General features: G+C 68.0%; 21 protein-coding genes (1 of these 21 running past the window's edge). 9 read left to right on the top strand and 12 right to left on the bottom strand.

Annotated elements, in window-relative coordinates:
• Nucleotides 1-41: 41 nt before the first annotated feature.
• From sufB to B9N97_RS36715, 5 genes are all read right to left on the bottom strand, one after another.
• Nucleotides 42-1526, bottom strand: a complete 1485-nt coding sequence (gene sufB / locus B9N97_RS09340) for a Fe-S cluster assembly protein SufB (protein ID WP_085085647.1) — start codon at nt 1524-1526, stop codon at nt 42-44.
• 45 nt (nt 1527-1571) lie between these two features.
• Complete coding sequence (locus tag B9N97_RS09335) at nt 1572-2042, bottom strand: SUF system Fe-S cluster assembly regulator (protein ID WP_085085645.1); 471 nt, start codon at nt 2040-2042, stop codon at nt 1572-1574.
• A gap of 310 nt (nt 2043-2352) precedes the next feature.
• Nucleotides 2353-3354: a hypothetical protein gene (locus B9N97_RS09330; RefSeq protein ID WP_085085643.1), complete on the bottom strand. Its 1002-nt coding sequence runs from the start codon at nt 3352-3354 to the stop codon at nt 2353-2355.
• An 11-nt stretch (nt 3355-3365) separates the two neighbouring features.
• Complete coding sequence (locus tag B9N97_RS09325) at nt 3366-3791, bottom strand: phage holin family protein (RefSeq protein ID WP_085085641.1); 426 nt, start codon at nt 3789-3791, stop codon at nt 3366-3368.
• Nucleotides 3788-4858 carry a hypothetical protein gene (locus tag B9N97_RS36715; RefSeq protein WP_085085639.1) on the bottom strand — a complete coding sequence of 357 codons (1071 nt, stop codon included), beginning with the start codon at nt 4856-4858 and terminating at the stop codon, nt 3788-3790. Before B9N97_RS36715 ends, B9N97_RS09325 begins: the two co-directional genes overlap by 4 nt.
• A gap of 207 nt (nt 4859-5065) precedes the next feature.
• On the opposite strand from B9N97_RS36715, the gene B9N97_RS09315 reads away from it, so the two are divergent.
• Nucleotides 5066-6229, top strand: a complete 1164-nt coding sequence (locus B9N97_RS09315; RefSeq protein WP_085085637.1) for a hypothetical protein — start codon at nt 5066-5068, stop codon at nt 6227-6229.
• Nucleotides 6230-6388: 159 nt separating this feature from the next.
• Nucleotides 6389-8548: a malate synthase G gene (locus B9N97_RS09310; protein ID WP_085085635.1), complete on the top strand. Its 2160-nt coding sequence runs from the start codon at nt 6389-6391 to the stop codon at nt 8546-8548.
• Between the two features lie 50 nt (nt 8549-8598).
• Here B9N97_RS09310 and B9N97_RS09305 read toward each other — a convergent pair whose 3' ends face one another.
• The gene (locus tag B9N97_RS09305; protein ID WP_085085633.1) at nt 8599-9927 is read right to left on the bottom strand and encodes a class I SAM-dependent methyltransferase; all 1329 of its coding nucleotides are present in this window, start codon (nt 9925-9927) and stop codon (nt 8599-8601) included.
• Nucleotides 9928-9939: 12 nt separating this feature from the next.
• Complete coding sequence (locus tag B9N97_RS09300) at nt 9940-10416, bottom strand: class I SAM-dependent methyltransferase (protein WP_085085631.1); 477 nt, start codon at nt 10414-10416, stop codon at nt 9940-9942.
• Between the two features lie 444 nt (nt 10417-10860).
• On the opposite strand from B9N97_RS09300, the gene B9N97_RS09295 reads away from it, so the two are divergent.
• Nucleotides 10861-11682, top strand: a complete 822-nt coding sequence (locus B9N97_RS09295; protein WP_085085629.1) for a ParB/RepB/Spo0J family partition protein — start codon at nt 10861-10863, stop codon at nt 11680-11682.
• A 26-nt stretch (nt 11683-11708) separates the two neighbouring features.
• Here the strand turns inward: B9N97_RS09295 and B9N97_RS09290 are convergent, their stop codons facing one another.
• On the bottom strand, nt 11709-12341 hold the full coding sequence (locus tag B9N97_RS09290; protein WP_085085627.1) for an MBL fold metallo-hydrolase: 633 nt from the start codon (nt 12339-12341) through the stop codon (nt 11709-11711).
• Between the two features lie 256 nt (nt 12342-12597).
• Between B9N97_RS09290 and B9N97_RS09285 the strand changes: the two genes are divergently transcribed.
• Together B9N97_RS09285 and B9N97_RS09280 are read left to right on the top strand one after the other, a co-directional pair.
• The gene (locus tag B9N97_RS09285) at nt 12598-13050 is read left to right on the top strand and encodes an RrF2 family transcriptional regulator (RefSeq protein ID WP_085085625.1); all 453 of its coding nucleotides are present in this window, start codon (nt 12598-12600) and stop codon (nt 13048-13050) included.
• Nucleotides 13051-13150: 100 nt separating this feature from the next.
• Nucleotides 13151-13855, top strand: a complete 705-nt coding sequence (locus B9N97_RS09280; RefSeq protein WP_085085623.1) for an SDR family oxidoreductase — start codon at nt 13151-13153, stop codon at nt 13853-13855.
• A gap of 65 nt (nt 13856-13920) precedes the next feature.
• Here B9N97_RS09280 and B9N97_RS09275 read toward each other — a convergent pair whose 3' ends face one another.
• The 3 genes from B9N97_RS09275 to phoU all read right to left on the bottom strand — a co-directional run bounded on the left by B9N97_RS09275 (nt 13921) and on the right by phoU (nt 17571).
• Nucleotides 13921-15213, bottom strand: coding sequence for an adenylosuccinate synthase (locus tag B9N97_RS09275; RefSeq protein ID WP_085085621.1), 1293 nt, complete (start codon nt 15211-15213; stop codon nt 13921-13923).
• 131 nt (nt 15214-15344) lie between these two features.
• Nucleotides 15345-16511, bottom strand: coding sequence for an ATP phosphoribosyltransferase regulatory subunit (locus B9N97_RS09270; protein ID WP_085085619.1), 1167 nt, complete (start codon nt 16509-16511; stop codon nt 15345-15347).
• A 289-nt stretch (nt 16512-16800) separates the two neighbouring features.
• Nucleotides 16801-17571 (bottom strand): phosphate signaling complex protein PhoU, encoded by a 771-nt coding sequence (gene phoU, locus B9N97_RS09260; protein WP_085085615.1) that lies wholly within the window; start codon nt 17569-17571, stop codon nt 16801-16803.
• A gap of 299 nt (nt 17572-17870) precedes the next feature.
• Between phoU and B9N97_RS09255 the strand changes: the two genes are divergently transcribed.
• From B9N97_RS09255 to B9N97_RS09245, 3 genes are read left to right on the top strand one after another with little or no spacing between them, the layout of a single operon-like run.
• Nucleotides 17871-18578 carry a hypothetical protein gene (locus B9N97_RS09255; RefSeq protein WP_085085613.1) on the top strand — a complete coding sequence of 236 codons (708 nt, stop codon included), beginning with the start codon at nt 17871-17873 and terminating at the stop codon, nt 18576-18578.
• A 25-nt stretch (nt 18579-18603) separates the two neighbouring features.
• Entirely contained in the window at nt 18604-20742 is a 2139-nt protein-coding gene (locus B9N97_RS09250) for an adenylate/guanylate cyclase domain-containing protein (protein ID WP_085085611.1), read from the top strand.
• Between the two features lie 32 nt (nt 20743-20774).
• Nucleotides 20775-22499: a ShlB/FhaC/HecB family hemolysin secretion/activation protein gene (locus B9N97_RS09245; protein WP_085085609.1), complete on the top strand. Its 1725-nt coding sequence runs from the start codon at nt 20775-20777 to the stop codon at nt 22497-22499.
• Nucleotides 22500-22568: 69 nt separating this feature from the next.
• Here the strand turns inward: B9N97_RS09245 and B9N97_RS09240 are convergent, their stop codons facing one another.
• Nucleotides 22569-23204 carry a cold-shock protein gene (locus tag B9N97_RS09240; protein WP_244560632.1) on the bottom strand — a complete coding sequence of 212 codons (636 nt, stop codon included), beginning with the start codon at nt 23202-23204 and terminating at the stop codon, nt 22569-22571.
• 410 nt (nt 23205-23614) lie between these two features.
• Between B9N97_RS09240 and B9N97_RS09235 the strand changes: the two genes are divergently transcribed.
• Nucleotides 23615-24217 carry the beginning of a right-handed parallel beta-helix repeat-containing protein gene (locus B9N97_RS09235; protein ID WP_085085607.1) on the top strand. The gene runs 1278 nt beyond the window's last position, so only the first 603 of its 1881 coding nucleotides appear in the window; its start codon is at nt 23615-23617; its stop codon lies beyond the right edge, outside the window.

Here is a 24217-nt window from a genome sequence, read left to right as displayed (position 1 = left end):
GTCTTCACGTTCTGTCGGTTTTCCTCTGGTGGGCGGGGGCCTCAGCCCACGCTGCCTTCCAGGCTGATGCCCACCAGTTTCTGCGCCTCCACGGCGAATTCCATCGGGAGTTCCTTCAGGACCTCCTTGCAGAAGCCGTTGACGATCAGGGACACCGCGTCCTCTTCCGAGATGCCGCGCTGGCGGCAGTAGAACAGCTGGTCCTCGCTGATCTTGGCCGTCGTCGCCTCGTGCTCGATGCGGGCGGATCGGTTGCGGCTTTCGATGTAGGGGACCGTGTGGGCGCCGCACTTGTCGCCGATCAGCAGGCTGTCGCACTGGGTGTGGTTGCGCGCACCCTCCGCTCTGGGCAGGATCTTCACCAAGCCGCGGTAGGTCTGCTGCGCCTTGCCGGCAGAGATGCCCTTCGACACGATGGTCGAGCGGGTGTTCTTGCCGATGTGGATCATCTTGGTTCCGGTGTCGGCCTGCTGGAAGTTGTTGGTGATGGCGACCGAATAGAACTCGCCCACCGAATTGTCGCCCTGCAGGATGCAGCTCGGATACTTCCAGGTGATCGCGGAGCCGGTTTCCACCTGCGTCCAGGAAATCTTGGAGTTCTTGCCGCGGCAGGCGCCACGCTTGGTGACGAAGTTGTAGATGCCGCCGACGCCTTCGGCGTTGCCCGGATACCAGTTCTGGACCGTCGAGTACTTGATGGTCGCATCGTCCAGCGCCACCAGCTCGACCACGGCGGCGTGCAGTTGGTTCTCGTCGCGCTGGGGTGCGGTGCAGCCTTCCAGATAGCTGACGTAGGCGCCCTCGTCGGCGATGATCAGTGTCCGCTCGAACTGGCCGGTGTTGGCCTGGTTGATGCGGAAATAGGTCGACAGCTCCATCGGGCAGCGCACGCCCTTGGGGATGTAGACGAAGCTGCCGTCGGTGAAGACCGCGCAGTTCAGCGTCGCATAGTAGTTGTCGGTGTAGGGCACCACGGAGCCGAGATACTTCTTCACGAGGTCCGGGTGCTTCTGCACCGCTTCGGAGATCGCGCAGAAGATGATGCCCATCTCCTCCAGCTTCGCCTTGAAGGTGGTGGCGACCGACACGCTGTCGAACACGGCGTCGACGGCGATGGCCGGGCTCTTGCCCTCCGACCCTTCGACGCCGGCCAGGATCTCCTGCTCACGCAGCGGGATGCCCAGCTTCTCGTAGGTCTTCAGCAGTTCCGGATCGACCTCATCCAGCGACTTCGGGCCGGCCTTCTTCTTCGGCGCGGCATAATAATGCGCGTCCTGATAGTCGATGGGCGGGAAGCTGACGGCGGCCCATTGCGGCTCCTCCATCGTCTGCCAGACGCGGAAAGCCTTCAGGCGCCATTCCAGCAGCCACTCCGGCTCCTCCTTCTTGGCGGAGATGAAGCGGACGATATCCTCGTTGAGGCCCTTCGGCGCGACGTCGGATTCGATGTCGGTCGTGAAGCCGTACTTGTACTTCTGCTCCGTGACGGCGCGGACCTGCTCGACGGTTTCCGGTTGGGCGGCCATGGCTTTGCCTCGTCCTTCTCAAGAATGCGGTTCGGTGCGCGCCGTTCAGTGCGCAGGGCGGGCCGGCTGGGCGGCTGTGGAAGTCGTTGCGGCTGCCGGGGCCGGGAAGGTGATGGGGGCCATCATGTCGGCCAGCGTCACCTCCTCCAGCGCGCCGCGGATGGCGCGGTTCACCTTTTCCCAACCGCCGCGCATGGGGCAAAGTTGCTCCACCCCGCACTGGCTGTCGGCACCGTCGACGCAGGCGGTCAGCGCGATGGGACCGTCGAGCGCCGTGATGATTTCCGCGATGGAGATTGCATCGGCCGCCCGGCTCAGCGCATAACCGCCGGCAGCGCCGCGCTGCGAGGTGGTGAGCCCCGCCGGCGTCATCGCCTTCATCAGCTTGGCGACGGTGGGGGCGGGAACGCCGGTGCGGTCGGCCAGATGGGCGACGGTGTGGACCGTGCCGACCTGGCGCGCCATCTCGCTCAACACGACGATGGCATAGTCGGTCAGCTTGCTCAGCCGGATCATGCCCGCACCCCGTTTCACCCCGGTTTCGAATACAGGACCAATTTAGTCCTGATTGCTCCGGGGGGCAAGGGGCGTTTGTCGATTAAAGTGCAGGGTTTCTGCCGGTTTGGCGGCTTTGCATGGCTGATGCGCCGGCAATACCCGTCAACTCAGCTTGGTTATAGCGCCGCTCCCGCCACCACGCTACAGCGATGCCACAGCTTTCCCATGGCGGTGCGACGGTTTGTCGCGGGATAGCGCAGCCCCCAAATGCGGAAAACCCCGCGCCGGTGGCGGCGCGGGGTTGGTCCGGCGAAGCTCGGGGTGGAGGTTAACCCGGCTTCTTCACTTCCGCGCGGGCGGCGTCGGTGGCGTCCGACACGACGTCGTGCAGGTCTTCCTTCACCGAATCGACCACCGTCTCTGCGGCGGCCTGGGCGGCGCGGGTGCCGCGGTCCAGCGCGTCCATGGCGATGGATTTGGCGCGCTCGGTCGCCTCGTCGGCATACTCGCCGACCCATTGCTTCTCATAGCGGGTGCCCGGCAGGGCGGCGCCGATGGCAGCACCTAGCGCCACGCCCATGGCGCCGGCGACGATGGGATGGTCCTCCACGAGGTCCCAGAAGCCGGTCGACATGTCGTGCGCGCGGTGGCGCAGATGGTCGGTAGACGGCGCCATGGAGGACAGGCGCGAGATGCCGCGGCTGGCATAGGACTGCGACTGCCGCTGGCCGTGGATGTCGCCCCGGATATCGCCGCGACCCGACGGGTGGTCGTTGTCCGACCCGCCCATCATGCCGCTGACCTTGTCCGAGGCGCTGTCGTAGGCGGAGCCGACCGCACCTGACGCGCTGTCATAGGCGGAGCTTGCGGCGTTGCGGACGCTGTCGGTGGCGCCGCTCAGCGACTCGCGGGCATAGTCCACGGCGTCGCCCATGCGGTGGCGGGCGTTGCGGACGGTGCTGGACCGGGCGATGCGGCGGTCGTAGCCCGTGCTGGACAGCGCCAGCCAACCCAGCCCGATGCCGACCAGGGCCAGCGGGATCGGATTGCTGGTCATGCTGTCCATCACCGAGCCCGACGAGCGGGACTGCGACTGCCGGTAATGAACGGTCTGGCCGCTCTCATAGCGGTCGGATTGCTGCGACGGCGAATAGGTGTGCTTCATGGAATTCTCCATCAGGGATTGGGGAGACCACCGCGTCAGTCTGTCGCGCAGACGGGAACTGCGGTCGCGCAGCGCCTCGACGGTGCCGCCGATGCGCGCGCGGCTGGCGCGGATGTCGCCCTCCAGGGCGTCGAGGTCCTTCGATTGACGATCATCGTCCGCCATCGGCCGGCCCCTCAGCGGGCAAGCTGGGATTTCGCCCAGCGCTTGTCCTCGTCCAGCGTGTTGATCGTGCGGCGGGGGCGGAGGTTGGCGGGGCTCAGCCGGTTCTTGCCGACATAGGCCAGGATGCCGCCGACCACCAGAACCACCACGCCGACGATCAGCGCGGACAGCCACGGGGCCAGGACGTTGGACAGGCCGAGAACCGCGGAGGCAAGCAGGACCAGGACGCCGGCGAAGGCGACCAGACCGCCGACGGCGATGAAAGCCACGCCGCCGGCGGCCTCGGTGGCCTTGTCGGTCAGCTCGGCCTTCGCCAACGCGATCTCGGATCGGGCAAGGTTGGCGGATTCGCGGGCGAGATCGGCGAACAGGCCGGCGAGCGGCCGGTCCTGCCGCGGATCCCGCGGCTCGTCATAGCGGTTCTCGGCGGCGCTCATGGACGCTGTCCCTGCGGCTTGGAGGTGGAGGAGGTGGTCCCGGCGGCCCCGCCCTGGGTTCCGCTGGTGCCGGTGGTGTTGCCGGTGCCGGTCCCGCCGACACCCGTGGTGCCGGAGTTCATGGTGCTGCCGGCGCTGCCGGTCGTGCCCGCGGTGCCGCCGGGGGTGCCGACCGTGCTGGAGCCGAGCGCGGTGTCTGCCGACGATCCGGCGCCGCGGCCGGTGACGGAGGCCGGGGCGGTGGACAGCGGCATGCCGATGCGGCCGGCCGACGGATTCGGCTCACCCAGCCGATCCGACGCACGCTCCGACTCCATGCGGCCGGCCAGGTTGCCGGTGTTGACGCCGGAGGACCCGGTGGTCGGGGTGTCGGCGCTGCGCGACGGGGTGGAGCGGCTGACGGATTCGCCGATGCCCCCGGCCATGCCGCGGCTGGGGCCGGAGCTGCGGCCGGTGTCGCGGTTCATGTCGCGGCCGGTGTCGTAGGCCGAACCGCGCGCGGTGCGCACGGACTGCGACGGGTGGGTGTTCCCGCGCAGCGACGTCGAGGCGCGGTGCATCCGCCGTTCGCCGGAGCTTTTGATGAAGCGCGCGGCCAGGAAGCCGACGGCGAAGGCGGCGCCGATGAACACCTCGGGCTGGCGACGGGCGAAGCCCTCGACCTCGCCGACGATGTCGTCGACATTGGCGTCGCGCAGCATGTCGGCGACCCGCTCGACGCGGCTGGCCGCCTGCTCGGCGTAATCGGCGACCACGCCGCCATTCTCCTCGTTCAACTGCTCGGCGGCCTTGTGCAGGGCGTTGGCGACCCCGCCCAGCTGGTCGGCGGCGCGCCCGGTCTGCTGTTCCAGCAGCGAGCGGATGCGGCCCTGGGCATTGCCCAGCGTCTCCCGCCCCGTGGACATCGCGTCATCGGCGGCGCGGTTGACGGTCTTCTTGATATCCTCGACGCCGCTGCGTCCGCCCGACATCGTGTTGCCGTTGGTGGAGCTGCCGGCAGTCGAACTTCCGGTGGTGGAGCCGGCCGGGTTCGATCCGCCGGTGCCGGTCATGTCGCGGTTCGGCATCTTGTCTTTCCTCCTCGGGGATTCCGGTATTCCGCGGCTCCGCGCCAGCGGTATCAAACCGTCCGTTGCGGAATCGGGTGTCGGGAAGGGAAACACCAGCCAAGCCTTCGGGGTTCCACGCACGCGCTGCGCGAAATGGACAGTCACCACCAATGTGCTAAACTTTGCCGGGAATTTCCTGGTGCGGCCCGACCGGAGGGTGGCGGCATGAGCGTTTTCAGCGTGGTGGCCGACGGACAGGCCGGACTTTTTCGGCTGCAGCAGGCGAAGAAGCCGTGGGAAAAAGACCTTCAGGCGAAGGACGCCCAGGGGCAGCTCGCCCAGAAGGCGGAGCGGGCGCAGACGCTGATGCAGCCCTCCGCCAAATGGCAGAGCGACCACGCCTCCGCCCGGGCGGCGCTGGAGGAGGCCCGGCGCGTCGGCGGACCCAAGGAGGCTGCCGCCGCCCGGCTGGAGCAGGTGGAACGCAAGATCGAGCAGTTGAAACTGGCGATGCGCTTCGCCCAGGGCGATCCGCAGAAGCTGGCCGCCCTGGCGCGGGAGGCGGCGCTGCTGGCGCGTGAGGCCGGGCGCGCCGCCAAGGAATATGGTGCCGGCATCAAGGCCGCGGCGGAGATGGGGCTTCCGGGCGATGCCGGTGCCGCCACCGGCGGATCGATGCTGTCGTCGGAGACGACGATCACCCGCAGCAGCATCAGCCTGACCCTGCAGCAGACCGAGGTGACGCTGACCATTGGCATTTCGACGGGTGACGGAGCTTCGGCGGAGAGTGCCGCCGACCTGATGGCAGCGGATGCCGGAGCGGCGGCGAATTCGGCCGCTGGAGTGACGGCCCAGGACGGCGCGCTGCCCGACGACATCGCACGGCTGGTGGAGGATGTTTTGTCCGGCTTAGGCGAGGGCGGACTGGTCGGGGTCGACCCGGCCTCCGCCGCGACGACCGGTACCGGCGGCCGCAGCGCGATGATCCAGCAGCTGATGGCCGACAACGCCATGAAGATGTCGCGCTATCGCGAGGCCGACGCCTTCGGTCAGCGGGTGGAGGGGGTGCTCGCCACCTCCAAGCGCATCATCGGCGAGGCGAAGGCCGCCAACCTGCTGGACGAATCCGAAAAGCGGCGGCGCGAGCGGCGGGAAGGCTTCAAGGCCGACGACAAGATGGTGGAGGCGGCACAGAAGGAGGTCAACGGCCTGCGCGCCGCGGCGTTCGGGTCCAGCAAGGAGCTTGGTGTGGCCGGATTGCTCGCCGGCGGCGATGCGGAGAGCGCGGAGATGCCGGTCCTGCCACCGGCTGCCGATTCGGGGGCTGCCGATTCGGGGGCCGCCGATTCGGGCGTCCAGCCGGCCGCGGCGCTGAATCTGCTGGCCTGAGCGCGGCTGACCGGGATAGGCCGCCTGCTACCATTTCTCCATACGCTGCGGTGCGACATTGTGTTGACCGGGTCAATCGGAAGACGCGATAACCGATGAACCAAGACTCCCGGAGAGGAGTCTGCGAACCGAGCGCAAGAGAATGGGACACGCAACGAGATGAGCAACTGGATCCGCCGTGGCGGCCTCGAAATCGCCCAACCGCTGTACGACTTCATCAATGACGAGGCGCTGCCGGGGACCGGTGTCGACGCCGACCGTCTCTGGACCGGCCTCGACCAGCTCCTGCACGAGCTGGCGCCGCGCAACAAGGCTCTGCTGGACAAGCGCGACAGCCTGCAGGAACAGATCGACGCGTGGCATACCGCCCGCCGCGGCAAGGTCTTCGACCAGTCCGAATACGAGTCCTTCCTGCGCGAGATCGGCTATCTGGTGCCGGAGGGCGATGACTTCACCGTCGGCACCGGCAATGTCGATCCGGAAATCGCCTATCTCGCCGGCCCGCAGCTGGTGGTGCCGATCACCAACGCCCGTTATGCCCTGAACGCCGCCAACGCGCGCTGGGGCAGCCTGTACGATGCGCTGTACGGCACCGACGCCATTCCGGGCACCCCGGCGCCCGGCGGTTATGACGCCGCCCGCGGCGCGCAGGTGATCGCCTGGGCCCGCAAGTTCCTGGACGACAGCGTTCCGCTGGCCGAAGGCAGCCATGCCGACGCCACCGGCTATGCGGTCGAGGGCGACACGCTGGCGGTGACGCTGAAGAGCGGCGGCAAGACCGGCCTGAAGGACAAGGCCGCCTTCGTCGGCTGGCAGGGCGAGGCGGCGGCGCCATCGGCCGTGCTGCTGGTCCAGAACGGCACCCACATCGAAATCCGCATCGACCGCAACAGCGTAATCGGCAAGGACGACGCGGCCGGCGTTGCCGACGTGGTGCTGGAAGCGGCGCTGTCGACCATCCAGGACTGCGAGGATTCGGTCGCCGCCGTGGATGCGGAGGACAAGGTCGTCGCCTACCGCAACTGGCTGGGCCTGATGAAGGGCACGCTGGAGGCCAGCTTCCCCAAGGGCGATAAGACCGTCGTCCGCAAGCTGAACCCCGACCGCGTCTATACCACGCCGACCGGCAGCGTCACCCTGCATGGCCGCAGCCTGCTGCTGGTCCGCAACGTCGGCCATCTGATGACCATCGACATGGTCAAGCTGTCCGACGGCAGCGAGGCGCCGGAAGGCATCCTGGACGGCGTCTTCACCTCGCTGATCGCGCTGCACGATCTGAAGGGCAACGGCGCCCTGCGCAACAGCCGCGCCGGCTCGGTCTACATCGTCAAGCCGAAGATGCACGGGCCGGAAGAGGTCGCCTTCGCCGACGAGCTGTTCGGCCGCGTCGAGGATCTGCTGGGCATGGCCCGCAACACCCTCAAGGTCGGCATCATGGACGAGGAGCGCCGCACCAGCGTCAACCTCAAGGAGTGCATCCGCGCCGCCAAGGACCGTGTGGTGTTCATCAACACCGGCTTCCTGGACCGCACCGGCGACGAGATCCACACCTCGATGGAGGCCGGCCCGGTCGTCCGCAAGGCGGCGATGAAGGCCACCAAGTGGATCTCGGCCTATGAGGACAACAATGTCGACGTCGGGCTGCGCGCCGGGCTGAAGGGCCGCGCCCAGATCGGCAAGGGCATGTGGGCGATGCCGGACCTGATGGCCGACATGCTGGTCGCCAAGATCGGCCACCCGAAGGCCGGCGCCAACACCGCCTGGGTGCCGTCGCCGACCGCCGCCACCCTGCACGCCACCCACTATCACGCCGTGAACGTGGCCGAGGTACAGGACCAGCTGGCCAAGCGTCAGGCCGCCGCCCTGTCCGACATCCTGACCATCCCGCTCGCCGACCGCCCCAACTGGTCGGAGGACGAGATCCGGCAGGAGCTGGAGAACAACGCCCAGGGCATCCTCGGCTATGTGGTGCGCTGGATCGACCAGGGCGTCGGCTGCTCCAAGGTGCCGGACATCCACGATGTCGGGCTGATGGAAGACCGTGCCACCCTGCGCATCTCCAGCCAGCACATCGCCAACTGGCTGCACCACGGCATCTGCACCGAGGCCCAGGTGATGGAGGTCATGAAGCGCATGGCCGCCGTCGTCGACAAGCAGAATGCCGGCGACCCGCTGTACAAGCCGATGGCCGGCAACTTCGACGGCAGCATCGCCTTCCAGGCGGCGTGTGACTTGGTGTTCAAGGGCCGCGTCCAGCCGAACGGCTACACCGAGCCGGTCCTGCACGCGCGTCGCCGTCAGGTGAAGGCAGCGGGGTAAGTTTGGTATTTGCGGCGGAGGGGCATCGTCCCCTCTGCCGCAGCCCTTGCTCAGGTTCCGATCCCCAGCACCCGCACCGCCACCTGCTTGGTGTAGGGGCTGGCCGCGAAATACTCGTACCGCACCGCATTCTCCGCAGCGAATTCCTGGAACGCCCGGTACTCGTCGTCGCGCCAGCTGCGGTTGCCGATATATTCGTCGAAGACGATGACGGTTCCCGGCCGGACACGATCCGCAAGCGCGGTCAGCACGGTGCGGGCCGAGGCGTAGATGTCGCTGTCGACATTGACGAAGCGCACCGGTCCCGGATGGGCGGCGAGGAACGGCGGCAGGCTGTCCTCGAACCACCCCACATGCAGGCGGGCGTTATCGCGCACCGGCGGCAGCTGACTGCCGGTGGTCAGCACGCCGCGGGGGGAGTTGACCCAGCCCTCCGGCAGGCCCTCGAACGAATCGAAGCCGTGGACCTCCTGGCCGGCCGCGTCGGCGATGTGGTCGAGCGAGGTGCCACGCCGCACGCCGAACTCCAGCACCAGGCCGGACGTGGCGGCGCTGGCCAGCGCGTGGCGCAGCAACCGGCCGCTGTTGCCGAACAGATGGAAATCGGAGGACAGCTTCGGCAGCAGCGCCCTGGCGCCATCGGGAAGCGGGCGGCGCTTCGGGTTGTCGCCGATCTCCGCAGCCTCGACGGCATCGGCCTCCGCGGTGCTGCCAAGCAGCCGCAGGGTGGCGGCGAGATAGCCCCAATATTTGCCGTTGGCGCCGCCGCAGCGGGTGGCACGGTGCAGGCGGCGCAGGGCATCCTCGGCGCCATGGTGGTGCAGGGCCTGGGCATGGCTGCCGAACCACGCGGCGGCATGTTCGGGATCGTCGGCGAGCAGAGCGTCGAAATGGGCCAGCGACTCCGCATCCTCGCCGAGATAGGCCGCGGCCATCGCCGCCTCATAGCGGATGTCGGGCGAGTGGTCGCCATTGCGGATCGCCGTCCGGGCCAGGGCGAGCGCGTCGGCATAGCGGGCGTCGCGGCGCAGGGCACCGGCCAGGGACGCGGTGAGTGCCGCGTCGCCGGGCGTGACACGGGCCGCGCGCTCGAACCAGCGGACGGCGGGAAAGGGGGCGTTGTCGGCCTGATGGGCCCGGGCCAGGGAGGACAGCAGCTCCGAATCGTCCGGCCGGTCGGCCAGGACGCGGCGCAGGCAGGCGATGGCCGCCGGGGCGTCGCGATGGCCGAGATGGGCCAGACCGAGCAAATGGAGTTGCTCAAGTCCGTTGGCCAGCCCGTGGGGGAGGGCAGCGCCACGCAGCAGGCGCAGAGCGGGGCGGTAACGGCGCGCGTCGATCAGGGCGCGCGCTTCGTCGAATACAGTGTCAGCGGTCAAAATGACTCGTCGTCAGGGCAGCCGGCGGAAGGTCCACACCGACGCCGGCGGCAGGTTCCGGGCGATCCAGGCATGGCGCCGCGGCTTCAACCGCAGCCGCCGGATCAATTCCGGATTGACCGGGGCGAAGGGACCATAGGTGAATTGCACGAAAACGCCGTCCTGCGCCAGCACGGAAAAGGCGCCGCGCACGATCCGGGCCTGGACCGACAGCGGCATGGCGATCAGCGGCAGACCCGACACCACCGCGTCGCAGGTCTCCCAGCCATGGGCCTGGACGATGCGGTGGACCCGCGTGGCGTCGCCGCGCACCACCGCGGCGTTGGGGTGCAGGATCGACAGATGGTCGGCGAAGGCGGGGTCGAGTTCCACCATCAGCAGATTGTCGGGAGTGACGCCGTTGGCCAGCAGCGCGGAGGTGACCGGACCGGTGCCCGGCCCCAGTTCCACGACGCGGCGACCGGGATCGCACTGGGCGGCCTTCGCCATGGCCCGGCACAGTTCAGGTCCGCTTGGAGTTACCGACGCGACCTTCAGGGGTGAGCGAATCCAGCGCTCGACAAAAAGCTTGCGTTCAGCAAGTGACATCGACCGACCTCCCAACAGACGCCGGATCAATTCCTCGGCTCTGCTTAAACCCTTTCTACTGAGTTACGTTTCATTGCGCCAGCTGAATGGATTTTGAATGATCGTTTAACAAAACGGTGACGACGCCGTGACGATTCCTTTTCACCCAGTATTTCGATTGGACATTCACCCTATGGGCTAGGCGAAAGGGTAGGAGAGGATCGGTCAATGCCCGCTCCGGCGAACCGCAGTGGCAATGTTCTCCTTTTCTTCCACTGCACCGTTGACAGGGCCGTGACCGCCGGGCACCGTTGCGGAACCGGAAGGACGCCGGACGGACAGGGGACCAGGGGACCGAAACAGGACATGCCGACGCTCGCACCCGATCATTCGGATCTGTTCGACGATACGGGCAAGCCGCCCCGGCTGTTGGAACTCGACGTCGCACGGGTGATGCGCAATCCGGGCATGCCGCGCCGCCATTTCGACCCGCAGGAGATGCAGAGTCTGGCCGACTCGATTGCGCATTACGGGCTGAAGCAGCCGATCCTGGTGCAGGAGGTCGTGGGCGGCCATCGGCTGGTCGCCGGCGAACGGCGGCTGCGGGCGCACGAGATGCTGGGGCTGGCGACCATCTACGCGCTGGTCACCTCCGGCAATCCGGACGAGCTGACGCTGGTGGAGAATGTGCAGCGCGTCGATCTGGACGCGCTGGAACTGGCGGAGGCGCTGTCCCGCCTGATCGACCGTTTCGGCTACACCCAGGAACAGCTCGGCCGCATCATCGGCAAGAGCCAGAGCAACGTCAGCCACACCCTGCGGCTGAACAGCCTGCCGGAGACGATCAAGCAGGAATATGCCGCCGCCCATCATGACGTATCCCGCTCCACCCTGATCGAGATCGCCTGGATCAAGGATCTGGACGAGCAGATGGCGCTGTGGGAGCAGGTGAAGGCCGGCGACGGCACCGTCCAGGCCGCCCGCAGCCGCAAGGACGCCGCCAAGGAACCGTCGCTGCGCACCATGTCGGCGGTCGGCCGCTTCCTCGACGCGCTGCGCCGCGCGACCGCCCGGCTGGGCGACCCGCGCGAGCACCGCGCCTATGTCGACGACATGCAGCGCCGCGAACTGATCAGCCTACGCCGCCGCATCGACCTGCTGCTGGGCGACGAGCCGGCAGTGGATTGAGAGGGTGGATTGAGGGCGCGTGGCGTTCAGTCGTTCAAGAACGGATTGTAAAGCCGCTCTTCCCCGAAATTCGACATCGGGCCGTGGCCGGGGATGAAGGCGATGTCGTCGCCGTAGGGGAGCAGCTTGTCGCGGATCGAGGCGATCAGATCGCCGTAGTTGCCCTTGGGGAAGTCGGTGCGGCCGATCGAGCCCTGGAACAGAACGTCGCCGACGATGGCCAGCTTCGACGGCCGGTGGACGAACACGACATGGCCGGGGGTGTGGCCGGGGCAGTGGCGGACCTCCAGCGTCTGATTACCGACGGTCACCGTGTCGCCCTCCTCCAGCCAGCGGTCGGGCGTGAAGGAGCGGACGGGAGGGAAGCCGAACATCTGGCTCTGCATCGGCATGCCGTCGATCCAGAACTGGTCGTCGCGGTGCGGCCCCTCGATCGGCAGAGACAGCTTGTCGGCCAGATCGGCGACCGCGCCGGCATGGTCGATGTGGCCGTGGGTGACCAGCACCTTCTCCAGGGTCACGCCCTTCGCCTTCACCGCGGCCAGGATGCGGTCCAGGTCACCGCCGGGATCGATGGCGGCGCCCTTCATCGTCTCGGGGCACCAGAGCACCGTGCAGTTCTGCTGGAACGGGGTGACCGGAACGATGGCGTACTGCATGTCCTGACCTTCGGCTCTGCGGGAAAAATGGCTAAATGACCCTATGGGCAGAGGGACCTTAGCGCGCCAGCAGCGGATGCCGCAAACCATTCGCGCAAAGCCGGTCGCATTGGTCGGAGAAACTGGCTAAGGTCCGGGCGTCCGGCGGGAACACGCCTTTGGGTGGAATACCGCGCCGGTACGAAATGTTAACCTCCGAAGCTTTAGATCGGGGCGGACCAACCGCCGTCGCCGCAATAAAACGGATTCCGCCGGAATGCTGTCGCAGAAAGCCAAATATGCGTTGCGTGCCCTCATCATGCTGGCGGAGAAGGACACCGGCGACCTGATCCTGATCGCCGACATCGCCGAGAGGGAAAACATCCCGCGCAAATTCCTGGAAGCGATCCTGGTCGAGCTGCGCAAGGAAGGCATCCTGTTCGCCAAGCGCGGCAAGAGCGGCGGCTACCGGTTGGCCCGCCCGGCCGCCCAGATCACCTTCGGCGAGGTGATTCGCCTGATCGACGGACATCTCGCCCCGCTTCCCTGCGCCAGCAAGGGCTCCTTCAAGCCATGCGAGGACTGCATCGATACGGAGACCTGCTCGGTCCGCTGGCTGATGCTGCAGGTCCGCGACGCCACCGCCTCCGTGCTGGACAACCGGACGCTGGCCGACGCCCTGCGCCACCGCCAGTCCACCGGCAGCATCGCCGCCAACTTCGACATCTGACCGTCTCCCGACCCTGCCTTCCGCTCCGCTAAAATCGCATTTGAGGCGGCAGGCGGCCCCCCTTATGGTTGGCCGAACCATTGGTTTGGGAGGGATCGGCATGTCTGAAGAGAAGGTGGCCGTCGTCACGGCCGGGGGCAGCGGCATGGGGGCGGCCTCGGCGCGCCGGCTGGCGGCCGACGGGTTCAAGGTCGCGATCCTGTCCTCCTCCGGCAAGGGCGAGGCGCTTGCCGCGGAGTTGGGCGGCATCGGGGTCACCGGGTCGAACCAGTCCAACGACGACCTGAAGCGGCTGGTCGATGCCGCCATGCAGCGTTGGGGCCGCATCGACGCCCTGGTCAACAGCGCCGGCCATGGACCGCGCGGGGCCCTGCTGGAGATCAGCGACGAGGACTGGCACCGCGGGATCGAGGTCTATTTCCTCAACGTCGTGCGGGCGGTCCGGCTGGTGGCGCCGATCATGGTGGCGCAGAAGGGCGGCTCCATCGTCAACATCTCCACCGCCTGGGCGTTCGAGCCGAGCGCGATGTTCCCGACCTCCGCCGTCGCGCGGGCTGGGCTGGCCGCCTACACCAAGATCTTCGCCGACCAGTATGCGGCGGACAATGTGCGGATGAACAACGTCCTGCCGGGCTGGATCGACAGCCTGCCCGCGACGGAGGAACGGCGCCAGAGCGTGCCGATGCAGCGCTATGGCAGCAGCGACGAGATCGCGGCGACGGTGGCCTTCCTGGCCTCGCCGGGCGCCGGCTACATCACCGGCCAGAACCTCCGGGTCGATGGCGGGCTGACGCGATCGGTTTGAGGTCGCAGAAACGAAAAAGGGCCGGCGAAGCGCCGGCCCTTTTTGCTTGGCAGAACCCCGCCGTGTCAGTCGGCGAAGGGGTCCGTCATCAGGATGGTGTCGTCGCGTTCCGGGCTGGTCGACAGCAGGGCGACCGGGGCCTGGATCAGCTCCTCGATGTGTCGGACATACTTGACGGCCTGGGCCGGCAGCTCGGCCCAGGAACGGGCGCCGCGGGTGGTGTCCTTCCAGCCTTCGAAGGTCTCGTAGATCGGCTCGACGCGGGCCTGGGAACCGGCGTTCGACGGGTAATAGTCGATCTCCTTGCCGTCCAGCTTGTAGCCGACGCAGACCTTGATCTCGTCGAAGCCGTCCAGCACGTCCAGCTTGGTCAGGGCGATGCCGTCGATGCCGCCGGTCTTGACCGCCTGGCGGACCATGACGGCGTCGAACCAGCCGCAGCGGCGCTTGCGGCCGGTGACCACGCCGAACTCCTTGCCCTTCTGGCCGATCAGTTCGCCGATGTCGTCCAGCAGCTCGGTCGGGAAGGGGCCGGAGCCGACGCGGGTGGTGTAGGCCTTGCAGATGCCCAGCACATAGCCGACGGCGCGCGGGCCCATGCCGCTGCCGGCGGCCGCGTTGCCGGCCACCGTGTTGGAGGAGGTGACGTAGGGATAGGTGCCGTGGTCGATGTCCAGCATCGTGCCCTGGGCGCCTTCGAACAGGATGCGCTTGCCGGCGCGGCGCAGCTCGTCCAGCTGCTTCCAGACCACGGCGGCGTAGGGCAGGACCTGCGGCGCGATCTCGCGCAGGGGATCCAGGATGTCGGCCGGGGTCATCTCCGGCGCGCCCAGCGCGCGGAACAGCGCGTTGTGGTGGGCGAGCAGGGCGTCGACCTTCTCCACCAGCACGGCGTCGTCGGTCAGGTCGCACAGGCGGATGGCGCGGCGGGCGACCTTGTCCTCATAGGCCGGGCCGATGCCGCGGCCGGTGGTGCCGATCTTGCCGGCGCCCTTGGCCTCTTCCCGCGCCTTGTCCAGCGCGCTGTGCACCGGCAGGATCAGCGGCACGTTCTCGGCGACGATCAGGTTTTCCGGGGTGACGGAAACGCCCTTTTCCTTGATCGCGTTGACTTCGCGGATGAAGGCCCACGGGTCGAAGACGACGCCGTTGCCGATGACCGACAGCTTGCTCTGGCGCACCACGCCGGACGGCAGCAGGCTCAGCTTGTATTCGACGCCGTTGATCACCAGCGTGTGGCCGGCGTTGTGACCGCCCTGGAAGCGCACCACCACATCGGCCCGGCTGGACAGCCAGTCGACGATCTTGCCCTTGCCCTCGTCGCCCCACTGGGCGCCGACCACCGCAACGTTGGCCATCTCTCGTCTCCGCAAAACTTCAAAAGGAACCGCTCGACCACCCGATCCACCGCAGGGCACCATCCGCGCGGCGTGGGGGTCCGTTCACCCTGAACTCAACTCGCTTGAACTCAAGTCCCTTGAACCCAGGGTCACCCGACCGGCTTGACGTCCCCGCCGGCCAGCCAATGGCCGCACTGGAGCCGTCTGGCTTCCGCGGCCGTATCGGCCACCGGAGCAAGCCCAGCGACCGTCACCCATCCGTCGGCCCGCAGCCTGCGCGCCGTCTCCCAACCGCTGCCATGCGGCACATACACCCGGCCGGGGGCTTTGGCCGCCGGAACCGCGCGCAGAAGCGTGTCCATGTAGAGCGTGAAGCCGGTCGCCGGCTCCCCGCGGCCATCGCCCTTGGCTTCGCCCTGGGCGCCGGCGCGGTAGCGACCGCCCTGGCCCAGTTCCCCCGCCGCGCGGGAGAATAGGGTGAAGCTGAGGCCGGTCTGGTATTCGAAGCCGCGATGTTCCACCAGATCGATGGTCACCGTCAGGTCGGGCATCGCCGCGCGCAGCAGGGCCAGCGTGTCGGTCAGCCGGCGACGGTCCTTCTCGGCGCCTTCCGGCAGCGGCAGGGCAGCCAGCGCCTGCATGGCGCGGTCGGCGGGACCCGACGCGTCCATCAGCGTTTCGAGCAGCTTTGCCGCCGGGCCGCCGACGGCCGCGACCGCGGCGGAGTCCTTGCGGTCCAGCGCGGCGCGCAGCTGGCGGATTTCCTCCTCGCCCAGGCCGAGGCCGGCGCAGATGCGCGAGACCATGGTCGGCACGCAGAGGTCGACCGACAGGTGCGGCACGCCGATGGCGCCCAGCGCCTGGACGGCCAGCAGAACCACCTCGGCATCCGCCTCCGCCTCCAGGGCGCCGATCAGCTCGACGCCGACCTGGGTGAACTGGCGTTCGGGGCGCAACTGCGATCCCTTCACCCGCAGCACCTGCCCGGCGTAGCACAGGCGCAACGGCCGGGCCTCATTCTTCAGGCGGGTGGTGGCGATGCGGGCGATCTGCGGGGTGATGTCGGCGCGGACCGCCATCATCCGCTGCGAATGCGGGTCCATCAGCCGGAAGGTCTGCTTGGCCATCGCGGCGCCGGGGCCGGAGAGCAGGTTCTCCTCGAACTCCACCAGGGGCGGATCGACGCGGCGATAGCCCTGCGCGGCGAATTCCGCCAGCAGGCGTTCGACGGCCGCCGCCTCATGCGCCGCTTCGGACGGCAGCACGTCGTGCAGTCCGGCGGGAAGCAGGGCGGAGCTCAGTGCGTCGGCGGGCATGACCAGCGTGTCTCGTTGCAGGCAGGGACAGGGATGCCGCGGCGAATGTCGGGCACACGGGGCGGGCTAATACCCGACACCCGCGCCGCATGCAAACGGAAAAGCCCCGCAAGGGGACGGTATCTCCCCTGCGCGGGCGGATCCGTCGCAGGGGGATGGGGAGAAAAGCGGGGGATTGCCGGTGTCTCCCTCTCCCGCCTCTCGCACAAACTTCGTTTGTGCTGACGGCGTCAGGCGGATCGTAGATCCGCTGAGAGCCCCGGGAGAGGGCTATTATCGCCATCAGGACTCAGCCGGCATCGGCCGGGCCGGCGTCCTCGTCGGGAGGGAGCGGCAGGTCGGTGTCGGTCGCAAGCGGCGACACCACGGCGAAGCTGCTGCCGTCGTTCTTCGGGCGCAGCACGGTCAGCGGCGAGCCGACCACCAGGAAATGTATGATCTCGGCGATGTTGGTGGCATGGTCGCCGATGCGCTCCAGGTTCTTCGCCATGAACAGCAGATGCGTGCAGGGCGTGATGTTGCGCGGATCCTCCATCATATAGGTCAGGACCTCGCGGAACAGGCTGGTGTAGAGGTCGTCCAGCTCCTCGTCGCGTTCCCAGGCGGCGATGGCCTTGTCGACGTCGCGCTCGATGTAGGCGTCGAGCACCTCCTTCAGGATCGCCTCGACCAGCCGGCCCATGCGCGGGATGCCGGCGGCCGGCCGCACCACGGGCACCTGGGCCAGCGCCAGCGACCGCTTGGCGATGTTGGCGGCATAGTCGCCGATCCGCTCCAGGTCGGCGGAGACCTTCAGGGCGGAGACGATCTCGCGCAGGTCCTGCGCCATCGGCTGGCGCAGGGCCAGCAGCCGCACCGCCTCCGCGTCGATGTCGCGTTCGTAGGCGTCGAGCCGGGCGTCCGCCTGCATCACCTGCGAAGCAAGCCCGACGTCGCGGCGGGTCACCGCCTTCACCGCGGCCTCCACCTGCGCCTCCGCCACGCCGCCCATCTGGGTGACGAGGTTGGACAGACGTTGCAATTCCTGCGCGAAGGAGCGGACGATGTGTTCGGTGCCCATGTTCGGTCGCGACGCTCCAATGATGTCCGGTCCGTCCGCCGCAGCCCGCAGGGCCGCCACGCGCGGGACGTGTATATTAGCCTGTGGTCATGACGTCGGTGTGGCGGGTTTATTTCACTTCCTTGACAATCCTGTGTCGGCGGAGCGCCCCGGCTTTACTGGCGGGCCGCCCGTGACCTTGCCGGCCGGCGACGTATTGGATTTGAAGTAACTCGGTAACTTCGCTAAAGGGTACGCAGCCGTATTGAAACCGTCCGCATGGGGTACGTCCCCCTGCACTGACCGGGAGGCCGTTTTTCATGTCCGTCGCGTTCCAGATGCCCCTCCGTTCCATCGCCGCGGGATCCCTGCTTCTGCTGGCCGCCTCGCCGCTGGCGCTCGCCGCCGATCCGGCGCCGGCCGCAGGATCTCCCACCGCATTGGTTGAGGATGTGTCCGACGGCGTCGACGGCGTGCAGCCGATGGATTACCTGGCGGCCGGCCGCACCTTGGCGCTGAAGGCCGGCCAGACGCTGACGCTGAGCTATCTGGAATCCTGCGTGAACGAGACGATCACCGGCGGCTCGGTGACGGTCGGCGCCCGCGAGTCGGCGGTCGAGGGCGGCAGCATCGACCGCCACACGCTGCCCTGCGACGGCGGCAAGCTGCTGCTGGCCTCCAACGAGGCGGGCAAGGCGGGGGTGACCGTCTTCCGCAGCGCGCCCATTGCCCTGCCGGGCATGAAGGCGCCGCTGCCGAAGCCGGACCTGACCCTGTTCAAGACCCATCCGGTGCTGATCCTGTCGGCCCCCGGCCCCGTCACCATCGACCGGCTGGACGTGCAGGGCATCGCGCTGACCACCGTCAATGTCCCCGGCACCACGCTGGACACCGCCAAGAAGGGCAGCGGGCTGGAGCCGGGCGGCCTCTACAAGGTTTCCGCCGGGCAGAAGTCCTACATCGTGAAGATCGACGAGAAGGCCGCGGCCGGCGGCGGTCCGGCGCTCGGCCGCCTGATCCGCTTCTGAGCGGCGGGCACGACCGTTGACGAGGATGAGGCTGCCCCGGCGCGTCCGGCTGGTCCTGCTCGGCGCGGTGGCGCCGGTCGTGGCATCGCTTCTGGTGCTGGTCGCCTCGTCCTCGCTGCAGGGGCCGTCGATCGACAGCCTCTATTGGCTGCGGGAGCGGCTGCATGGCTCCCGGCCGGCGCCCGATCCATCGCCGGTGGTGGTGGTCGGCATCGACGAGGAGACCTATCGCCGCCCACCCTTCGCCGGCACGCCGCAGGCGCTGTGGGGGCCGCGGCTGGGCACCGTGCTCGGCGCCATGCTGGACGGCGGGGCGGCGGCCATCGGCCTCGACCTCGTCCACCCGACCTCGGTCGAGACGCTGATCCCCGGATTCGAGCGCGACTACCTGCTGACCCTGCGCCGCGGCGGCAAGGAGGGGCGGCTGGTGCTGGCCAAGGTGCAGCATCAGAGCGATCCGCTGATGCCCTACCGCGGTTATATGATCGCCGCCGGCGTCAACAATGTCCGCTCGGTCAATCTGGTCGAGGATGCCGACGGCGTGCTGCGCCGCGTGCCGCTGACACTGACCGTGGCCGGTCCCGACGGCAAGCCGAAGGCCGAGCCGGGCATGGCGGTGGAGGTGGCGTCCCGCGCGCTGAAGGCGCCGCTGGAGCGGGGGGCCGACGGCTCCGCCACGCTCGCCGGCTACCGGATTCCGGGCGGGGAGGGCAACCGGCTGCTGGTCAACCACGTCACCGCGCCCGGCGCCATCCCGACCTATTCGCTGGCCGACCTGTATGCCTGCGCCGAGGCCGGCAAGACCGATTTTTTCGCCAGCCACTTCAAGGGCAAGGCGGTGATGGTCGGCACCGTGCTGGACGTGGAGGACCGCAAGCTCTCCTCCAACCGCTGGGTCACCAAGCCGGAGGGAATGAATCTTCCCGAACGCTGCGCCCTGCCGGTGATGAGCGAGCTGTATGTCGCCGGCCGCACCCGCGACAGCATCCCCGGCGTCTACATCCACGCCGCCGCCATCTCCAACCTGATCGCGCATGACGCGCTGGCGGAGGCCGGCCGGCCGGCCGCCGCGGCCCTGGTCCTGCTGCTGGCCGGGTTGGCCGCGCTGGTGACGCTGGCGACCCGGCCGGCGGTGGCCGCGGCCGGTCTGCTCCTGCTGCTGGCGGGGTGGAGCGGCGTGGCGGTGGAGGCCTTCCAGGGCGGGCTGGTGCTGCCCTATCTGCAGGCGGCGCTGGCGGCGCTGCTGGTCTTTCCACTGGCGCTGGGTCTGCGCTTCGCCGTGCTGGATCGCGACCAGAGGCACATCCGCAACGCCTTCAAGCTCTATCTGCCGGGATCGCTGATCGACGACATGATCGCGTCGGGCCAGTCGCCCAGCCTGGGCGGCGAGGAGCGCGACCTGTCGATCCTGTTCTGCGACATCGCCGGCTTCACCAAGATGTCGGAGGGGATGGAGCCGGAAGCCCTGGTCGCCGTGCTGAACCGCTATTTCACGGTGATGACCGACATCATCGAGGCGCATGGCGGCTTCGTCGACAAATACATCGGCGACGCCGTGCTGGCGGTGTTCGGCGCCCCCTATGCCATCGACAATCACGCCCGCGCCGCGGTGGCGGCGGCTCTGGCGATGCGTCAGGCAATGGCGGACGACCCGACCCTGCTGGCGACGGCCAGCGGGCGCGGTTCCAACCGCATCGGCATTGCCACCGGCCCGGCGCTGATCGGCAACATCGGCTCGCCGCGCCGCTTCAACTATACGGTGATGGGCGACACGGTGAATCTGGCCTCGCGGCTGGAAGGTGCCAACAAATACTACAACACCGTCCTGATGGTCAGCGGCGAGACCATGCGCCACCATGGCGACCCGGATGCCTTCCGCGCGCTCGACATCGTGCAGGTCGTCGGCCGCAGCGAACCGGTCGAGGTGTTCGAACCGCTGTCCGACGCCCGCCGCGCCGATCCGGAAGAGCGCGCCCAGCGTGCCGCCTATGCGACCGCCCTCGACCACTGGCGCGCCGGCCGGTTCGAGGCCGCCGCCGCCGGCTTCCGCGCCCTGGTCGCCGCCGACGGCGCCGCCCTGGCGATGCTGCACAAGGCGGAAAAGCGCGTCGGCCTGGCACCCGAGCCGGACTGGGCCGGCGTCACCGCCCTCACCGACAAATAGCCGGACGACGAAAAGCCGTGTCGCGAACCGCCATGCCCACTTCCATGCCCCGACGCCTGCATCGGCTCGCCCGCCTGTCCGCCCTGCTGCTGGCCGGAGTCGCGGCCCCGCTGCCGGCGCTGGCCCAGTCGGTGCCGCCGGCTTTGTCACCGGTTTTGCCGCCCTCGCTCGACCCCAACCGGCTGGAACAGCGTTTCGAACGGCCGGCCGTGCCGCAATCCAAGCCGGAGATCGAGATGCCGGCGCCGGAAAAGGCGCCGCCTCCCCGCGATGCCGAGCGCATCACCCTGACGCTGAGTGAAATCCGCATCGACGGCAACAGCGTCTATGACAGCGACAGCCTGTCCGCCCTGTGGCGCGACAAACTGGGCAAGCCGATCACCCTGACCGACCTCTACGCCATCCGAGACGCCATCACCGCGCGCTACCGCAACGACGGCTATGTGCTGTCCCAGGCGGTGGTGCCGGCCCAGCGCATCCGTGACGGCGTCGTCCGCCTGCAGGTGGTGGAGGGCTATGTCGACGAGGTGGTGGTCCAGGGTGAGGCGACCGACCGGCTCGGCCTGCTGCGGCGGATGGGGGAGAAGATCAAGGCCTCCCGCCCGTTGCGCATGGCGGACATGGAGCGTTACGTCCTGCTGGCCGACGACTTGCCCGGCGTCGCGGTCAAGACGGTTCTGGAGGCGTCGCCGGACACCCCCGGCGCCTCGCGTCTGACGCTGGCGCTGGAGCGCACGCCCTTCAACGGCTTCCTGTCGCTCGACAACCGCGGCACCCGCTCGATCGGTCCGTTCCAGGTGACCGGCGTCGCCAGCGTCGAGGATCAGCTCGGCCTGTTCGAGCGCACCACCGCCCAGGGCATCGTCACCCCGCAGATCCGCGAACTGCGCTTTTTCGATGTCGGACAGCTGGTGCCAATCGATGCCGAAGGCACGACGGTGGAGTATGGCGTCCGCCGGTCCTGGTCGCAGCCCGGCGACAGCGTCCGGCCGCTCGACCTCTACAGCCTGACCACCTCCGGCCGCATCGCGGTGGCGCATCCCTTCATCCGCAGCCGGACGGAGACGCTGCGCGCCGGCCTCAGCTTCATCGTCCGCGACAGCCGCACCGACGCGCTAGGCGACAAGCTGTCGCAGGACCGGCTGCGCATCGTCGCCGCCAACGTCGCTTACGACTTCGCCGACGGCTGGGGCGGGTCGAACCTGCTGACGGCCGAACTGTCCAAGGGGCTGGATATCCTGAACGCCACGGAATCCGGCAGCGCCAACCTGACCCGCAGCGGCGGGCGCAGCGATTTCCGCAAGCTGCTGGTCTCGGCCCAGCGCAACCAGCCGCTGACAGAATCGCTGGTCCTCGCCCTGTCCGGTGAGGCGCAATACAGCCCCGACCAGTTGCTGTCGTCGGAGGAATACGGCCTCGGCGGCAAGCAGTATGGCCGTGCCTTCGACCCGTCGGAGATCACCGGCGACAGCGGATTCGCCGGCCGGGCCGAACTGCAGTACATCCTGCCGATCCAGGAGGAGGGGTTGGATTACGCGGTCGCCTACGGCTTCGGCGATTATGGTGCGGTCTACAACTACGAGGGCGGCACGCGCCATGGCCGCCGGTCCCTCGCCTCGGCCGGCGTCGGCCTGCGCTTCGGCGTGTTCCGGCGCATCGACGCCGGCGTGGAACTGGCCAAGCCCTTCATCACCACGCCGTTCAGCACGCAGGACCGCGCCCCGCGCGCCTTCTTCACGCTCTCGACGCGATTCTGACTCTGCGCACGGCGAAAGCCGCGCGGCTGGCCGACGAAGGCCTCCGCGCGGCTTTCGGCAATGGCTTCATCAGATCAGCTCGACCCGCTGGGCGACCGGCGCATCCTCCGACCCGACGGCCAGATAGCGGACGTCCTCGCCGTCGGCGACGATGTCCAGACCGGACTGGCGCAGGGTCGCACGGTCGAAATAGACGGTCGCGCCATCTTCCCACGGCTCGATCAGGCCGGACTGGCTGTCCAGATTGTACCAGCGCACCGTGCCATAGGCCATCGTGGCCGGGCCGGCCGGCTCGGCCTGACGCTCGCGCCGTTCGCGCGGCGGCTTCGGCGGACGGGCAAAGCCCTCGCCGTTATCGTCGGGCTGCGCCCCCATGCCGGGGGGCTGGCCCATCGGCTGGGCGGCCGAAGCGGTGGCGCGCGGCGGGCGCTGGTTGCGGGCACGCGGGGCCGGCGGGGTTTCCGGCGGCGTGGCGGAGTGAATGGCGACGACCTGAGGTCCCTTGGCGCCCTGGGCCAGATCGCAGACGACCGTCGTGCCCTCGACCGGGTTGGGCAGGGAGGCGGCGGCCAGGACCGAAGCGTGCAAGAAAGCCTCTCCGGAGCCATCGGCGAGGCGGACGAACCCAAAACCCTTTTCCGGCTTGAACCACTTTACCGTAGCGGTGACGTTCGTCGCGGTGACGTTCTTCAACTCTTCGCTCAAGACAGGTCCCTTTCACGTCCTGTAGCCGGGGGAGGGCGGCCCTGACGCTGAACTGGGCGCGGCACCGCTATATGACCAAGAACAAGACCCCGGCGGTGGCAAGCTTATCATAAAATTCCAGAAAATGGCCAGTGCGGCGATGACCTGTAACATTACCGCAAATGCCGGAACCGCGTTTGCATCCGATCCTACCCGCAATGCGCGAGTCGACCGCTGGAATTCGAAATCGTGGTTCATATTCCGGTTTCGCAAACAAAATGGGACAACAACTCTACCAATCCTGGATACGGTATCATGATACAAGATACCGAACTTGCAGTCCGAACCTGTACTTCAGAGGTAATTAAGCTGTAAATAAATTTTTAACTAAAAAATTGACTTATGCCTCCATCAGAACGGAGGAATGACTTATGACGACCACCGACCAGACCGCATTTTTCGTGTCCACCAAGGGCAATGACAGCTGGTCCGGGCGGCTCGCCGCTCCCAACGCCGCCGGCACCGACGGTCCCTTCGCCAGCCTCGAGAAGGCGCGGGACGCAATGCGGGCGAGCGACATCGACACCACCTATGTTCGTGGCGGCACCTATCGCCTGAACAAGACGTTGACTCTCGACTCCCACGACGACGGCCACAGCTTCCTCGCCTACAAGAGCGAGACGCCGGTGCTGAGCGGTGGGGAGCGGGTGACCGGCTTCACCTACGAGGGCAAGGGGCTTTATTCCGCCAAGCTCTCCTCCGCCAACGGCCTGGACGTCAGCATCGGCGGCGTCCGCCAGCATGCGGCACAGACCGGCGATTTCGATCCGGATCATGCCGCGATCAGCGGCTGGCATGTGCTGAAGGCGAACTCCAGCGGCGCCAGCAAGACCAGCTTCAACTTCTCAAACGGCGACATCCCCTCGGGCCTGAAGCCCCATGCCGGGCTGGTCGTCCAGACCTTCGACACCGAACGGCTGAAGGACGACATCTCGCATGTGAAGGCGATCGACCAGTATCACCACACGGTGACC

Source organism: Azospirillum oryzae (assembly GCF_900177515.1).
GTDB lineage: Bacteria > Pseudomonadota > Alphaproteobacteria > Azospirillales > Azospirillaceae > Azospirillum > Azospirillum oryzae_A.
This window is presented reverse-complemented; position numbering and strand designations above follow the sequence as displayed.

Excerpts from the sequence above, each read along its gene's own strand:
- B9N97_RS09270 (WP_085085619.1), bottom strand. The coding sequence starts at position 16,511 with ATGCCCGCCGACGCACTGAGCTCCGCCCTGCTTCCCGCCGGACTGCAC.
- B9N97_RS09245 (WP_085085609.1), top strand. The coding sequence starts at position 20,775 with ATGCCCACTTCCATGCCCCGACGCCTGCATCGGCTCGCCCGCCTGTCC.
- B9N97_RS09290 (WP_085085627.1), bottom strand. The coding sequence starts at position 12,341 with ATGCAGTACGCCATCGTTCCGGTCACCCCGTTCCAGCAGAACTGCACG.
- B9N97_RS09255 (WP_085085613.1), top strand. The coding sequence starts at position 17,871 with ATGTCCGTCGCGTTCCAGATGCCCCTCCGTTCCATCGCCGCGGGATCC.
- B9N97_RS36715 (WP_085085639.1), bottom strand. The coding sequence starts at position 4,858 with ATGCCGAACCGCGACATGACCGGCACCGGCGGATCGAACCCGGCCGGC.
- phoU (WP_085085615.1), bottom strand. The coding sequence starts at position 17,571 with ATGGGCACCGAACACATCGTCCGCTCCTTCGCGCAGGAATTGCAACGT.
- sufB (WP_085085647.1), bottom strand. The coding sequence starts at position 1,526 with ATGGCCGCCCAACCGGAAACCGTCGAGCAGGTCCGCGCCGTCACGGAG.
- B9N97_RS09330 (WP_085085643.1), bottom strand. The coding sequence starts at position 3,354 with ATGGCGGACGATGATCGTCAATCGAAGGACCTCGACGCCCTGGAGGGC.
- B9N97_RS09310 (WP_085085635.1), top strand. The coding sequence starts at position 6,389 with ATGAGCAACTGGATCCGCCGTGGCGGCCTCGAAATCGCCCAACCGCTG.
- B9N97_RS09315 (WP_085085637.1), top strand. The coding sequence starts at position 5,066 with ATGAGCGTTTTCAGCGTGGTGGCCGACGGACAGGCCGGACTTTTTCGG.
- B9N97_RS09275 (WP_085085621.1), bottom strand. The coding sequence starts at position 15,213 with ATGGCCAACGTTGCGGTGGTCGGCGCCCAGTGGGGCGACGAGGGCAAG.
- B9N97_RS09325 (WP_085085641.1), bottom strand. The coding sequence starts at position 3,791 with ATGAGCGCCGCCGAGAACCGCTATGACGAGCCGCGGGATCCGCGGCAG.
- B9N97_RS09295 (WP_085085629.1), top strand. The coding sequence starts at position 10,861 with ATGCCGACGCTCGCACCCGATCATTCGGATCTGTTCGACGATACGGGC.
- B9N97_RS09335 (WP_085085645.1), bottom strand. The coding sequence starts at position 2,042 with ATGATCCGGCTGAGCAAGCTGACCGACTATGCCATCGTCGTGTTGAGC.
- B9N97_RS09300 (WP_085085631.1), bottom strand. The coding sequence starts at position 10,416 with ATGGCGAAGGCCGCCCAGTGCGATCCCGGTCGCCGCGTCGTGGAACTG.
- B9N97_RS09280 (WP_085085623.1), top strand. The coding sequence starts at position 13,151 with ATGTCTGAAGAGAAGGTGGCCGTCGTCACGGCCGGGGGCAGCGGCATG.
- B9N97_RS09250 (WP_085085611.1), top strand. The coding sequence starts at position 18,604 with ATGAGGCTGCCCCGGCGCGTCCGGCTGGTCCTGCTCGGCGCGGTGGCG.
- B9N97_RS09285 (WP_085085625.1), top strand. The coding sequence starts at position 12,598 with ATGCTGTCGCAGAAAGCCAAATATGCGTTGCGTGCCCTCATCATGCTG.